The organism is Methylocystis sp. (assembly GCF_051061225.1).
GTDB lineage: Bacteria > Pseudomonadota > Alphaproteobacteria > Rhizobiales > Beijerinckiaceae > Methylocystis.
The window spans coordinates 25523-38739 of the sequence record NZ_JBPFEB010000031.1; the positions used below are offsets into that span (position 1 = coordinate 25523).

Sequence of the window (13217 nt, forward strand, 5' to 3'; positions counted from 1 at the left end):
CGGCGGCTTTTCACGTCCCCATTCAGGCCGGCGTGCGTGAGGGCCGGCCGTCCTTGTCCTTGAATGGGAAAAGGCCCGACTGGAAGCATTCTGTCATATGTTCGGCGCGAGCGATCGCGGCGGTCGACAACGCTTCCGGCATTGTCTCTTTTGCGGCCGCCGTGAAGAGCTCGAGCCAGCGTCCGAAATGCGCGGGTTCGATTGGCAGTTGAACATGCACTGCGAAAGGCGTCCCCTGATAGCGCGTCGCGCCGAGAAGCGCGTGGGACCAGAAATCGGCGACGATCTCCATATGATGTTCCAGGTCTGTGATCGCGGCGTTGAAGATCGGGCCGAGAAGGGCGTCGGCCTCACCCAGTTCATAAAAGCGCCGGACGCAGGCATGAATGGCCGCCTCCGCCGCATCGGTCTCCGTCTGTCTTGCCTGAACCTGCATAGCGTCCTCCACTCTTCATCGCATGGTGAGCACAGTGAGCGGGATCATCACTCCGCCGGCGCCACGGCCGAGCGCCGCATCCACCTTCTGACGCACAAATTCGATCTTCAACGGCTTCGCCAGATAGCCATGGGCGCCGGCCCCAACGCACTCCTTGCCGAAGAGTGAGTCGCCGGCGTCGATCACGACCAGGATTCTGGCGCTGGGTATTTTCTGCCTCAGGCTCTCGATCAGATCGACACCATCGTCCTTCACAATTGCCTCTGATATGAGGATCAGATCCGGCGGCTGCGCCTTTGCCTTTTCGAAGGCGACGCCGATCCCCGCGACCTCATGCGCCTCATACTCGTCATGCAGCATGAATTGAAGCGCGGCGCGTATGATCTCGTCCTCGTCGACGATGAACACACGCTTGTTTTCGAGCGCCTTCGACATCTCCACGCCAATCTGCATCTCCAACCTCACGCCGATATTCTCACAAGGCCTTCGAAGCAAACGACATGCCGTCGCGCGGAAGGGAAGCGATCAGGCGCGCATTCAGTTCGGTTGCGAACACGACTGTCTGCTTTGACACACGCGCCAGGAGCCGCCCGGCTTGCGCCGTACCGCGCTGTTTTATCGCGCTTTTTAGCAGATTTCCGGATTTGGCACGCCCTTTGCGCAATAGGGCTCGCAAGGCTTTTGGCAGCCGGCGCAAGCTCTAAGGGAAACGCCCGGTCGCCCGCGCCTCGTCGCAAGTGAAAACCAGTTCGGCCTGCGTGTCGCGTGCGCCGAAACTTCTAACGGTCCAATCCAGGAGAATGCAATGTCGCTTCGACAGATCGCTTTCTACGGCAAGGGTGGCATCGGTAAATCGACGACCTCCCAGAACACCCTCGCGGCGCTTGCCGAGATGGGCAAGAAGATCCTCATCGTGGGCTGCGACCCCAAGGCCGACTCGACCCGTCTGATCCTCCACGCCAAGGCGCAGGACACCATCCTGTCGCTCGCGGCCGAGGCCGGTTCGGTTGAGGACCTCGAAATCGAAGACGTGATGAAGGTCGGTTATCGCGACATTCGCTGCGTCGAGTCCGGCGGTCCGGAGCCGGGCGTTGGCTGCGCCGGTCGCGGCGTCATTACCTCGATCAACTTCCTTGAGGAAAATGGCGCATATGAAGGCGTCGATTATGTCTCCTATGACGTTCTCGGCGACGTTGTCTGCGGCGGCTTCGCCATGCCCATCCGCGAGAATAAGGCTCAGGAAATCTACATCGTCATGTCGGGCGAGATGATGGCCATGTATGCGGCCAACAACATCTCGAAGGGGATTTTGAAATACGCGAACTCCGGCGGCGTGCGCTTGGGCGGGCTGGTCTGCAATGAGCGTCAGACCGACAAGGAACTGGAGCTCGCCGAGTCTCTCGCCAAGAAGCTTGGCTCCAAGCTCGTCTACTTCGTCCCGCGCGACAATATCGTTCAGCACGCGGAACTGCGCCGCATGACGGTGATTGAATACGCGCCGGAATCTGCCCAGGCCGCTCACTATCGCGAGCTCGCCAAGCGCGTAGATGCCAACGCCGGCAATGGCACGATCCCCTCGCCGATCACCATGGACGAGCTCGAGGACCTGCTCATGGAGCACGGGATCATGAAGGCGGTGGACGAAACCGAGGTTGGCAAGACCGCTGCGGAGCTTTCCGTCGCGTAAGTTCGACAACCGCCCGGCTCCTCAGGGAGCCGGGCCTACAATCAGACATGAAAGGCCTCCGTCATGAGTGTGGCGCCAGCTGAAACAATTGAAGAGATCAAGGCCCGCAATAAGGACCTCATTCAGGAAGTTCTCAAGGCCTATCCCGAGAAGACCGCCAAGCGTCGCGCAAAGCACCTCGGCAACTTCGAGGACGGCAAGCCCGATTGCGGCGTGAAATCCAACATCAAGTCGATCCCCGGCGTCATGACCATTCGTGGCTGCGCCTACGCCGGGTCGAAGGGCGTGGTGTGGGGTCCGATCAAGGACATGATTCACATCTCGCATGGACCGGTCGGTTGCGGCCAATATTCGTGGGCCTCGCGTCGCAATTATTACATCGGCACCACCGGCGTCGACACATTCGGCACGATGCAGTTCACATCCGATTTCCAGGAAAAGGACATCGTGTTCGGCGGCGACAAGAAGCTCGCCCAGATCATCGACGAAATTCAGGTTCTCTTCCCCCTGAACAAGGGCATCTCTGTCCAGTCGGAGTGCCCAATCGGCCTCATCGGCGACGACATCGAAGCAGTCTCGAAGTCGAAGTCGAAGGAATACGAGGGCAAGACGATTGTCCCCGTGCGCTGCGAGGGCTTCCGCGGCGTGTCGCAGTCACTGGGACACCATATCGCCAATGACGCCATCCGCGACTGGGTCTTCGACAAGACGGAGGGCAAGCCCGCGCGTTTCGAGTCGACGCCCTATGACGTTGCAATCATCGGTGACTACAATATCGGCGGTGACGCCTGGTCTTCGCGCATTCTGCTCGAGGAGATGGGACTGCGTGTTGTGGCCCAGTGGTCCGGCGACGGCACCATCGCCGAGCTCGAAGCAACCCCGAAGGCGAAGCTGAACGTTCTGCACTGCTATCGCTCAATGAACTACATCTCCCGCCACATGGAAGAAAAATACGGCATTCCGTGGTGCGAGTACAATTTCTTCGGCCCTTCAAAGATCGAAGAGTCGCTGCGCAAGATCGCCTCGCACTTCGACGACAAGATCAAGGAAGGCGCAGAGCGCGTCATCGCGAAATATCGCCCGCTGATGGATGCGGTCATCGCAAAGTATCGTCCGCGCCTCGAAGGCAAGAAGGTCATGCTCTACGTCGGCGGTCTGCGTCCGCGCCATGTGATTGGCGCCTACGAAGATCTTGGCATGGAGGTTGTCGGCACGGGCTATGAGTTCGCCCACAATGACGATTATCAGCGCACGACCCACTACGTGAAGGACGGCACGCTGATCTACGACGACGTCACCGGCTACGAATTCGAAAAATTCGTCGAAAAGATCCAGCCCGATCTCGTCGGCTCGGGCATCAAGGAAAAATACGTCTTCCAGAAGATGGGCGTTCCTTTCCGGCAGATGCATAGCTGGGACTACTCCGGTCCGTACCACGGATACGACGGGTTCGCGATCTTCGCGCGCGACATGGACATGGCGATCAATGCGCCTGTCTGGAAGATGGCCAAGGCCCCCTGGGCGGCCTGATCCTGTAACGAGAAACGTCTCGCCTCATCCCCCTGAGGCGAGACCGGCTCGCGGAAGACATGAGGAATAGCCATGCCACAGAATGCTGACAACGTTCTCGACCACTTCAATCTGTTCCGCCAGCCGGAATACAAGGAGATGTTTGAGAACAAGAAGAAGAACTTCGAAAACCCGATCGCGGATCAGGAGCTTGAGCGCGTTCGTGAATGGACCAAGACCGAAGAATACAAGGAAAAGAACTTCGCGCGCGAATCTCTGACCGTCAATCCGGCGAAAGCCTGCCAGCCGCTCGGCGCGGTATTCGCCGCCGTCGGCTTCGAGAGCACGATCCCCTTCGTCCATGGGTCGCAGGGCTGCGTCGCTTATTACCGCTCGCATTTCTCCCGTCACTTCAAGGAGCCGACCTCCTGCGTCTCCTCCTCGATGACCGAAGACGCGGCGGTGTTCGGCGGCCTCAACAACATGATCGACGGCCTGGCGAATACATACAACATGTACAAGCCGAAGATGATCTCCGTCTCGACAACCTGCATGGCGGAAGTCATCGGCGACGATCTGAACGCCTTCATCAAGACGGCGAAGGAAAAGGGCTCGGTTCCGCAGGAATTCGATGTTCCCTTTGCGCACACCCCGGCCTTCGTCGGCAGCCATATCACCGGCTACGACAATGTCATCAAGGGCGTGCTCGAGCACTTCTGGGACGGCAAGGCCGGCACCACGGAGGCGCTGAAGCGCGAGCCCGGCGAGAGGATCAACTTCCTGGGCGGCTTCGACGGCTACACCGTCGGCAATCTGCGGGAAGTCAAGCGCATCTTCGAGTCGATGGGCGTCGAATACACAATCCTCGGCGACAACAGCGATGTGTGGGATACGCCCACTGACGGCGAGTTCCGCATGTACGACGGCGGCACCAAGCTCGAAGACGTGGCGGCGGCGCTCCATGCCAAAGCGACGATCTCGATGCAGGAGTTCTGCACCGAAAAGACGCTGCCCTACATCGCGACAAAGGGCCAGGAGGTTGTCGCCCTGAACCACCCGGTCGGCGTCGCGGCGACCGATAAGTTCCTGATGGAAATCTCGCGCCTGACCGGAAAGCCGATTTCCGAGGAGCTGACGAAGGAACGCGGCCGTCTCGTCGATGCGATCGCCGATTCTTCAGCGCACATCCATGGCAAGAAGTTCGCGATTTACGGCGATCCGGATCTCTGCCTCGGTCTCGCGGCGTTCCTGCTCGAACTCGGCGCCGAGCCGGTTCATATCCTCGCCACCAACGGCGGCAAAGCCTGGGCGGAAAAGGTGCGGAAGCTGCTCGAGTCCTCGCCCTTCGGCAAGGACTGCAAGGTCTACCCCGGCAAGGATCTCTGGCACATGCGGTCGCTGCTCTTCACTGAGCCGGTCGACTACCTGATCGGCAACACTTACGGGAAGTATCTGGATCGCGACACGGGCACGCCGCTCATTCGCATCGGCTTCCCGATCTTCGATCGCCACCACAAGCATCGCTATCCGGTTTGGGGCTATCAGGGCTCCATGAATGTTCTGGTCTGGATTCTCGACGCCATCTTCGAGGATATCGACCGCAACACCAATGTCGTGGCCAAGTCGGATTACTCCTTCGACATCATCCGCTGACGACGAACGTCCGCGCCGGGCCGTCATTGGCCCGGCGTATGCATGAGTGAGCAGCAAGACCACTCGAACCACACTGGAGGCCCGCCATGTCGACGCTCTCGGAGAAAATTCAGGAGGTCTTCAACGAGCCGGGCTGCGGCAAGAACCAGAACAAAACCGAAAAGGATCGCAAGAAGGGCTGCACCAAGCAGCTCGCCCCCGGCGCCGCTGCCGGCGGCTGCGCTTTCGATGGCGCCAAGATCGCTCTCCAGCCCATCACCGACGTCGCCCATCTCGTTCATGGTCCGATCGCGTGCGAAGGCAATAGCTGGGACAATCGCGGGGCCAAGACGTCTGCCTCCTCCCTTTACCGCACGGGCTTCACGACCGACATCAGTGAAAATGACATCGTGTTCGGGGGCGAGAAGAGACTGTACAGATCGATCAAGGAAATCATCGACAAATACGATCCGCCCGCGGTCTTCGTCTATCAGACCTGCGTTCCCGCGATGACCGGAGACGATATCGAAGCGGTCTGCAAGGCGGCGGCGGCGAAATTCAGCAAGCCTGTGATCCCGGTGATCTCCCCCGGCTTCGTTGGACCCAAGAATCTCGGAAACAAGCTTGCCGGCGAGGCGATTCTCGATCACGTGATCGGGACGCAGGAGCCGGAGTATACGACCCCGTACGACATCAACATCATCGGCGAATATAATCTCGCCGGAGAACTCTGGCAGGTCAAACCCCTGCTCGACGAGCTCGGCGTCCGCATTCTGGCCTGCATCTCCGGCGACGCCAAATATCACGAAGTCGCCTCCTCCCACCGCGCGCGCGCCGCGATGATGGTCTGTTCGAAGGCCATGATCAATGTGGCCCGCAAGATGGAGGAACGCTACGATATCCCATTCTTCGAGGGCTCCTTCTACGGCATCGGAGATATGAGCGACAGCCTGCGCGAAATCGCGCGCCTGCTGATCGAGCGTGGCGCGCCCGCGGAACTCATGGATCGAACGGAAGCGCTCATTGCGCGTGAGGAAGCGAGAGCCTGGGCGCGTATCGCGCCCTATCGCGAGCGTCTTGAGGGGAAGCGTGTACTGCTCATCACTGGCGGCGTGAAAAGCTGGTCTGTCGTCGCCGCATTGCAGGAAGCCGGTCTCGACATCGTTGGCACCAGCGTCAAGAAGTCGACAAAGGAAGACAAGGAAAAGATCAAGGAGCTCATGGGGCAGGACGCCCATATGATCGACGACATGACTCCCCGCGAGATGTACAAGATGTTGAAGGAAGCGCGCGCGGACATCATGCTGTCCGGCGGCCGTTCTCAGTTCATCGCGCTCAAGGCGAAGATGCCGTGGCTCGACATCAACCAGGAGCGTCATCACGCCTACGCGGGTTACGAAGGCATGGTCGATCTCGTGCATGAGATCGACAAGGCGCTGCATAATCCCGTCTGGGAGCAGGTCCGCCGCCCGGCGCCGTGGGACGAGAAGAGCTGGGAGGATCGCGCGGCCGAAGCGATTGCCGCGGAGGCGGCCGCTCTCGCGGCTGATCCCGTCGCCGCCGAAGCGGCGCGTCGCGACAAGAATGTGTGCTCCTGCAACCTCGTCACGGTTGGCGCAATTGAGGACGCGATCCAACATGGCGCGGACAGCGTCGCCGCTGTCGGGAAAGCGACAAGCGCGGGGACGGGCTGTGGCGGTTGTCAGGATCGCATCGCCGCGATTCTGGAGGCGTCGACGAAAGCGCGCGCGGTCGCCGCGCCCCAAGCGGCGTGAGGCGGACATGGCGCGCGTCACAGTCTCAAAGAAGGCCTGTACGGTCAATCCGCTCAAGATGAGTCAGCCGATCGGAGGCGCCCTCGCCTTCATGGGCGTCTCCGGCTGCATGCCCGTTCTGCATGGCTCGCAAGGCTGCACCTCCTTCGGCCTCGTGCTCTTCGTTCGACACTTCAAGGAAGCGATCCCGCTGCAAACAACGGCGATGAATGAGGTGGCGACCATCCTTGGCGGGCTGGAGAATATCGAGCAGGCCATTCTCAATATCGTCAAGCGCGCCAGGCCCTCCGTCATCGGCATTTGCTCAACCGGCGTGACCGAGACCAAGGGAGACGACGTCGACGGCTATCTCCAGCTTGTGCGTAGAAGGCATCCTGAGCTCGACGATCTGGGAATTGTCTATGTCTCGACACCGGACTTCAAGGACGCGTTTCAGGACGGCTTCGGCAAGACCGTCACCAGGCTCATCCAGAGTTTCGTGCCTGGGTCTGTCGCCTCCCGGCGCGCGCCGCAGAAAATCAACATTCTCGCGGGCTGTCATCTGACGCCGGGTGATATCGACGAACTCAGGGACATTATCGAATCCTTTGGGCTGGAGCCGACATTCCTGCCGGATCTGTCCGGGTCGCTCGACGGCCACATTCCGGAAGACTTCACGCCGACGACCCTCGGCGGCGTGACGAAGGAAGAGATCGCCGCCATGGGCGGCGCCGCCTTCACCATCGCCATTGGCGAGCAGATGCGCGCCGCCGCCACGGAACTGGAACGGCGCGCCGGCGTGCCGTTCGAACTTTTCGAGCGTCTCACCGGCCTCGCGCCGAATGACGAATTTGTCGCCCTGCTGTCGCGCCTCAGCGGGCGGCCGGTTCCCGCGAAATATCGTCGCCAACGGGGGCAGCTGGTGGACGCGATGCTCGATGGACACTTCCATTTTGGCGGCAAACGCATCGCCATTGGCGCCGAACCGGACCTTTTGTTCTCTATCAGCCAATGGCTGACGGAAATGGGCGCCGAAATCGTTACGGCCGTCACGACGACGCAGTCGCCCTTGCTCGAGAAAATCATGACGGAGGAGGTCCTGATCGGCGACCTCGAAGATCTGGAGGCGCGCGCCACGGGATGCGATCTGCTGATCACGCATTCCCACGGCCGGCAGGCGTCAGAACGTCTGCAAATCCCGCTCTACCGCATGGGCTTGCCGATGTTCGACCGCATCGGCGCCGCCCATGACCTTTCGGTGGGCTACCGCGGCACGCGCGATCTCATCTTCCGAATGGGCAATATGTTCATCGACCGCATTCCGGAGCCGACGCCAGAGACATGGCGAAGCGCAGACGCTGGCCAGGACGGCACGGCGCTTGCGACGGCCACGGATACTCCGCTTACGAACGCACACTGACGGCACAGGAGGCGTCATGAAAGTCGCATTCGCCACCCAGGACCTCGAAAGAGTCGACGCCCATTTTGGCTGGGCGAAGAATATCGCCATCTATGACCTCACGCCCGAATCCTATTCCTTCCTGGAGTCGGTCGCCTTCGCCGGCGATCTCCAGGAGGACGGCAATGAGGACAAGCTTCAGCCCAAGCTCGAAGCCATCAAGGATTGCGCGATTCTCTACGTTGCCGCGATTGGCGGCTCCGGCGCCGCGCGCGTCGTCGCGCAAAACATTCATCCGATGAAAGTGCCGCAGCCAGAGAAAATCACCGATCTTCTCGACAAGCTGCAAACCGTGCTCAGAGGCGCTCCGCCCCCGTGGCTGCGCAAAATTCTGTCGAAGAGCGGCGAGCGCTCCTTCGATTTCGAGGAGGAGGCCGAGAATGTCTGACATTGTCGCGGAAGTTGACCAGAAGCCCGAAGAGAGCCTCTTCATCAAGGAGCTGATCAAGGTCTGGCGCGCCCAGGACACGCATGGGACCTGGGAAAGGAAGGCCGATGTGAGCCTCCTCGATCCTTACATCGTGACGAAGGAGCAGCGGCGCGAAATTCCCATCATCGGCGACCCTGATCCCGAGATTCTCTGGCGACTGGAGCTTTTCTACAATGCAGTCGGTCTTGCGATCGAGCGCCGGACCGGATGCATGGTGCAGCCGATGATGAAGATGAGCCATGAAGGCTTCGGTCGCTTGATCCTGACGACCGGTCGGCTGATCGTCGTGAACAAGCATCTGCGCGACGTGCATCGCTTTGGATTCGACTCGCTGGAGAAGCTCGCCGCGGAAGGATCGAAGCTCGTCGACGCCGGCGTGGAGATGATCGAAAAATTCCCCGATGTAGCCCGTTACTGACGGAGGCGTGACGATGAGCAGCGTCGAAGAGCTGAAAGCCGAGATCAAGAAGATGTCGGCCAAGGCCATGAATATGAAGATGAACCTGCACGACCTCTCCGAGGAGCTGCCAACCAACTGGACGACGGTTCTCACTGTCGCTCAGGAAACCTACGACGCCTATGCGGCGCTGGAAGCGGCGCGCAAGCGGCTCAAAGAACTCGAGGCTGCGTGATGAGTGACTTCAAGACGCGCGACGGTTCGCCCTATACGCCCCTCTATCTCACCGACATCAACGGCGAGACCTGCATCGGCTGCGGTCGATGCTTCAAGGTCTGCCCTCAGGGGGTGATGGCGCTTTACGGCGTCAATGACGAAGGTGAGATTCTGGGCATCGTCACCGAGGACGATGACGACGATTTCGATGGCGATCTCAACCGCAAGATCATGAAGGTGGAGCACGCGGGCGCCTGCATCGGCTGCAACGCCTGTGCAAGGGTCTGCCCGAAGAACTGCCAGACGCACGTGCCGGCAGATCAGGTTGCGGCCTAGCGGCGCATGCTGACGCTCGCGCCCAAGCACGAGCAGAGAGGGGGCGCGCCGACCGCGCCCTCGCCGCAGGAAATTTATGACAAGATTGTTTCGCGGCCAACAAATCTGGCGCGCGCAGACCCCTTCACCGCACATATCCTCGCCTGTGCGCTGACCATGGCGCTGATGGAAACGCGCACGCATGGCGTCGACGTCGCCGCCGCTGTCGGGCTTGATCGCGCCACCCTCGACGTCCTGACACGGCAATGGATTCCCGCCGCCAGGGATCTCTTCGACGTCGATGGGCAAGCTGCGACGATCGTGCGGGACGAAGAGGAAGAGCAGTTGCACGAACTGCTCACGCGGCATCGTACGGACACCTCCCCGCTCTGCAGCTGGATCACGTCGATCGTCGTCCGCCGCGCCATGTCGCCCAGCCACCTTTGGCAGGACATCGGCCTGCTTGATCGCAGCGAACTCACGCGCCTGATGGCGAGATGGTTCCCGGCGCTCGCCGCAGCGAACGTCGATAATATGAAGTGGAAGAAATTCTTCTACCGTCAGCTGTGCGAACTTGAGGGATTTTCGCTCTGCGCGGCGCCGACCTGTCGGGAATGCGGCGACTTCGACGCTTGCTTCGGGCAAGAGGACGGCGAGAGCGCCCTTGCGCGTCTCTCCCGTCGCTAGGCCACGCCGCCACGTCGGAAACGGCCTTTGTCGGTTCTGCGACAATGAAGCATTACAGACATGCCGCCTCTCCCGAAACCCTTGGTTTGCTGTCACTTTCCTGCTGGCACAGCGGTTGCTTTTCATGATCCAGAGACATTTCAACCAGGGAGCTGTCGACATGATCCAGCTAACGGATAGCGCGGTGACTGCGGTGCGAACGGCGATCGCCGGGGCGGGTCAGGACGTCGAGGGACTGCGCATCATGGTGGAGGCCGGTGGTTGCGCCGGCCTGAAATACATGATGGGCCTCGTCAACGAAGTCGACCCCAATGACCACGTCTTCGACAATGACGGCGTCAGGATTTACGTCGAGGAGGGGTCCCTCGCCTATCTCGATGGAACGCGCATCGACTTCGTCATCGGGCTCGAGGGCTCGGGATTCACTTTCGACAATCCGCAAGCCAAATCCAGTTGTTCCTGCGGAAAATCTTTTGGCTGAGCACGTGGAGGCGGCGATGTGGGACTACTCCGACAAGGTCAAGGACTATTTCTTTAATCCGAAGAACGCAGGCGTCCTTGGCGAGGCGAACGCCGTCGGCGAAGTCGGCGCCATCTCCTGCGGAGACGCGCTGAAGTTGATGCTCAAGGTCGATCCAGAGACGGAAGTCATTCAGGAGGCGAAATTCCAGACGTTTGGCTGCGGCTCCGCGATCGCCTCCTCCTCCGCGCTGACCGAACTGATCATCGGCAAGACGCTTCAGGAAGCGATCACCCTCACCAATCAGGATATCGCGGACTTTCTGGGCGGACTCCCGCCCGAGAAGATGCATTGCTCGGTCATGGGCTACGAGGCGCTCCAGGCCGCCATCGCCAATTTTCGTGGCGAGGAGTGGCACGACGATCACGAAGAAGGCGCGCTGATCTGCAAATGTTTCGGGGTCGATGAGGGTATGATCGAACGCGCGATCCGCATGAACAAACTCACCTCGATTGAACAGGTCACGGATTACACCAAGGCCGGCGGCGGCTGTCTGACCTGCTTTGACAAGCTCGAGGATGTGCTCGCCAGGGTCAATGGGGAGCTCGTCGCGGAAGGCATTCTCGCCGAGCACGAAGCCTATCGTCTTGGCGTCGCCGACGCGGCCGAAATCAAGGCGAAGGCAAAAGCCAGGAAGGAAGGCGAACGGGACGCAGCGCCGCCGACGTCGCCGCTGGCGCCGGCCTCGCCCTTGCCGCCGCCTTCCGCCGGCCTCACCAACCTGAAGAAGATGCGGCTGATCGAAGAAGCGATCGAAGAGCTGCGCCCCTATCTCCGCAAGGATGGCGGCGACTGCGAACTCATCGACGTCGACGGCTCGAATGTTCTCGTCAGCCTCACCGGCGCCTGCACGGGTTGTCAGATGGCGAGTGTGACCGTCTCCGGCATTCAGGAGCGGCTGATCGCCAAACTCGGCGTGCCGATCCGCGTCATTCCCGTCAAATCCCACGTGCATTGAGGAACGGCCATGCGTCCTGTCTATCTCGACAATAATGCGACGACACGTGTCGATCCCCTCGTCGTCGACGCCATGCTGCCGTTCTTCACGGAGCAGTTCGGAAATCCGTCGTCGATCCACTCCTTCGGCGCGAGCGTCGGCGCGTCCGTGAAGAAGGCGCGTCAGCAGCTCCAGCAGCTGCTCGGCGCGGAGCATGATCACGAGATCATCTATACGGCGAGCGGCACGGAAGCGGACAATACGGCGATTCTTTCGGCTCTGGAGGCGATGCCGGGCCGCAATGAAATCATCACCAGCGCGGTCGAACACCCTGCTGTGCTGGCTCTCTGCCAGCATCTGGAAAAATCTGGCCGCGCCAAGGTTCACTATATTGGCGTCGACTCCCTCGGCCGCCTCGATCTCGAAGCCTATCGCGCCGCCCTTTCCGACAAGGTTGCGCTCGTGACCTTCATGTGGGCGAACAACGAGACGGGAACCATCTTCCCAGTCGAGGCGCTCGCCGAGCTGGCGAAGGAGGTTGGCGCGCTCTTTCACACCGACGCCGTGCAGGCCGTCGGCAAGGTGCCGATCTGCCTGAAGGGCGGCGCCATCGACATGCTGTCGCTTTCCGGCCACAAGCTGCATGCGCCCAAGGGGATTGGCGCGCTTTATGTCAAGCGCGGCGCGCGATTCAAGCCTCTGCTGCGCGGCGGGCATCAGGAGCGCGGGCGGCGCGCCGGCACAGAGAACACGCCCGGCATCATCGGTCTCGGCAAGGCGGCCGAACTCGCCATCGCTCATATGGCGGACGAGCAGACACAGGTGAAGGAGCTGCGCGATCGCCTTGAAAGCGCCATTCTGCAACGCGTGCCGAATTGCTTCGTGAACGGAGACGTCCGCGAACGACTCCCCAACACCTCCAATATCGCCTTTGAATATGTGGAGGGCGAAGCCATCCTGCTGCATCTCACGCGGCAGGGCATCGCGGCCTCATCTGGCTCCGCCTGCACCTCCGGATCGCTGGAGCCCTCTCACGTGATGCGGGCGATGAACGTTCCCTTCACGGCGGCGCATGGCTCCATCCGCTTCTCCTTCTCGCGCGACAATGTGCCGGCGGACGTCGATCAGGTGATCGAGGCGCTCCCGAAAATTCTCGAGAATCTTCGCGAATTGTCGCCCTTCTGGGCTGGCGCGAACAAGGGACCGAACGCCTTCAAACCCGTCTATGCGTGAGTGAA

Annotated in this window: 15 protein-coding genes; 13 read left to right on the forward strand and 2 right to left on the reverse strand. The window is 60.8% G+C overall.

Annotated features, from left to right (window positions below):
• Positions 1–22 precede the first annotated feature (22 nt).
• Together ACR652_RS06980 and ACR652_RS06985 are read right to left on the reverse strand one after the other, a co-directional pair.
• The gene (locus tag ACR652_RS06980) at positions 23–436 is read right to left on the reverse strand and encodes a group III truncated hemoglobin (protein ID WP_434505798.1); all 414 of its coding nucleotides are present in this window, start codon (positions 434–436) and stop codon (positions 23–25) included.
• 15 nt (positions 437–451) lie between these two features.
• On the reverse strand, positions 452–901 hold the full coding sequence (locus ACR652_RS06985; RefSeq protein ID WP_434505799.1) for a response regulator: 450 nt from the start codon (positions 899–901) through the stop codon (positions 452–454).
• Between the two features lie 340 nt (positions 902–1241).
• Here ACR652_RS06985 and nifH point away from each other — a divergent pair, with 340 nt between their 5' ends.
• From nifH to nifS, 13 genes are all read left to right on the forward strand, one after another.
• Positions 1242–2123 (forward strand): nitrogenase iron protein, encoded by an 882-nt coding sequence (gene nifH, locus ACR652_RS06990; RefSeq protein WP_434505800.1) that lies wholly within the window; start codon positions 1242–1244, stop codon positions 2121–2123.
• A gap of 63 nt (positions 2124–2186) precedes the next feature.
• The gene (gene nifD / locus ACR652_RS06995; protein ID WP_434505801.1) at positions 2187–3653 is read left to right on the forward strand and encodes a nitrogenase molybdenum-iron protein alpha chain; all 1467 of its coding nucleotides are present in this window, start codon (positions 2187–2189) and stop codon (positions 3651–3653) included.
• Positions 3654–3725: 72 nt separating this feature from the next.
• On the forward strand, positions 3726–5285 hold the full coding sequence (gene nifK, locus ACR652_RS07000; RefSeq protein WP_434505802.1) for a nitrogenase molybdenum-iron protein subunit beta: 1560 nt from the start codon (positions 3726–3728) through the stop codon (positions 5283–5285).
• Between the two features lie 86 nt (positions 5286–5371).
• Positions 5372–7039, forward strand: a complete 1668-nt coding sequence (gene nifE, locus ACR652_RS07005; RefSeq protein WP_434505803.1) for a nitrogenase iron-molybdenum cofactor biosynthesis protein NifE — start codon at positions 5372–5374, stop codon at positions 7037–7039.
• A gap of 7 nt (positions 7040–7046) precedes the next feature.
• Positions 7047–8438 (forward strand): nitrogenase iron-molybdenum cofactor biosynthesis protein NifN, encoded by a 1392-nt coding sequence (nifN, locus tag ACR652_RS07010; RefSeq protein ID WP_434505804.1) that lies wholly within the window; start codon positions 7047–7049, stop codon positions 8436–8438.
• A 16-nt stretch (positions 8439–8454) separates the two neighbouring features.
• The gene (nifX, locus tag ACR652_RS07015) at positions 8455–8865 is read left to right on the forward strand and encodes a nitrogen fixation protein NifX (RefSeq protein ID WP_434505805.1); all 411 of its coding nucleotides are present in this window, start codon (positions 8455–8457) and stop codon (positions 8863–8865) included.
• Complete coding sequence (locus ACR652_RS07020; protein WP_434505806.1) at positions 8858–9325, forward strand: NifX-associated nitrogen fixation protein; 468 nt, start codon at positions 8858–8860, stop codon at positions 9323–9325. Before nifX ends, ACR652_RS07020 begins: the two co-directional genes overlap by 8 nt.
• A 13-nt stretch (positions 9326–9338) precedes the next feature.
• Entirely contained in the window at positions 9339–9539 is a 201-nt protein-coding gene (locus tag ACR652_RS07025) for a CCE_0567 family metalloprotein (RefSeq protein ID WP_434505807.1), read from the forward strand.
• Positions 9539–9856, forward strand: a complete 318-nt coding sequence (fdxB, locus tag ACR652_RS07030) for a ferredoxin III, nif-specific (RefSeq protein WP_434505808.1) — start codon at positions 9539–9541, stop codon at positions 9854–9856. Before ACR652_RS07025 ends, fdxB begins: the two co-directional genes overlap by 1 nt.
• 6 nt (positions 9857–9862) lie before the next feature.
• On the forward strand, positions 9863–10522 hold the full coding sequence (locus ACR652_RS07035; protein ID WP_434505809.1) for a nitrogen fixation protein NifQ: 660 nt from the start codon (positions 9863–9865) through the stop codon (positions 10520–10522).
• Between the two features lie 160 nt (positions 10523–10682).
• Positions 10683–11003 carry a HesB/IscA family protein gene (locus ACR652_RS07040; protein ID WP_434505810.1) on the forward strand — a complete coding sequence of 107 codons (321 nt, stop codon included), beginning with the start codon at positions 10683–10685 and terminating at the stop codon, positions 11001–11003.
• 16 nt (positions 11004–11019) lie between these two features.
• On the forward strand, positions 11020–12000 hold the full coding sequence (nifU, locus tag ACR652_RS07045; RefSeq protein WP_434505936.1) for a Fe-S cluster assembly protein NifU: 981 nt from the start codon (positions 11020–11022) through the stop codon (positions 11998–12000).
• 9 nt (positions 12001–12009) lie between these two features.
• Complete coding sequence (gene nifS, locus ACR652_RS07050; RefSeq protein ID WP_434505811.1) at positions 12010–13212, forward strand: cysteine desulfurase NifS; 1203 nt, start codon at positions 12010–12012, stop codon at positions 13210–13212.
• Positions 13213–13217 lie beyond the last annotated feature (5 nt).

Excerpts from the sequence above, each read along its gene's own strand:
- nifS (WP_434505811.1), top strand. The coding sequence starts at position 12,010 with ATGCGTCCTGTCTATCTCGACAATAATGCGACGACACGTGTCGATCCC.
- nifK (WP_434505802.1), top strand. The coding sequence starts at position 3,726 with ATGCCACAGAATGCTGACAACGTTCTCGACCACTTCAATCTGTTCCGC.
- nifU (WP_434505936.1), top strand. The coding sequence starts at position 11,020 with ATGTGGGACTACTCCGACAAGGTCAAGGACTATTTCTTTAATCCGAAG.
- ACR652_RS07040 (WP_434505810.1), top strand. The coding sequence starts at position 10,683 with ATGATCCAGCTAACGGATAGCGCGGTGACTGCGGTGCGAACGGCGATC.
- nifE (WP_434505803.1), top strand. The coding sequence starts at position 5,372 with ATGTCGACGCTCTCGGAGAAAATTCAGGAGGTCTTCAACGAGCCGGGC.
- nifX (WP_434505805.1), top strand. The coding sequence starts at position 8,455 with ATGAAAGTCGCATTCGCCACCCAGGACCTCGAAAGAGTCGACGCCCAT.
- ACR652_RS07020 (WP_434505806.1), top strand. The coding sequence starts at position 8,858 with ATGTCTGACATTGTCGCGGAAGTTGACCAGAAGCCCGAAGAGAGCCTC.
- ACR652_RS07035 (WP_434505809.1), top strand. The coding sequence starts at position 9,863 with ATGCTGACGCTCGCGCCCAAGCACGAGCAGAGAGGGGGCGCGCCGACC.
- nifH (WP_434505800.1), top strand. The coding sequence starts at position 1,242 with ATGTCGCTTCGACAGATCGCTTTCTACGGCAAGGGTGGCATCGGTAAA.
- nifD (WP_434505801.1), top strand. The coding sequence starts at position 2,187 with ATGAGTGTGGCGCCAGCTGAAACAATTGAAGAGATCAAGGCCCGCAAT.
- ACR652_RS07025 (WP_434505807.1), top strand. The coding sequence starts at position 9,339 with ATGAGCAGCGTCGAAGAGCTGAAAGCCGAGATCAAGAAGATGTCGGCC.
- ACR652_RS06980 (WP_434505798.1), bottom strand. The coding sequence starts at position 436 with ATGCAGGTTCAGGCAAGACAGACGGAGACCGATGCGGCGGAGGCGGCC.
- fdxB (WP_434505808.1), top strand. The coding sequence starts at position 9,539 with ATGAGTGACTTCAAGACGCGCGACGGTTCGCCCTATACGCCCCTCTAT.
- nifN (WP_434505804.1), top strand. The coding sequence starts at position 7,047 with ATGGCGCGCGTCACAGTCTCAAAGAAGGCCTGTACGGTCAATCCGCTC.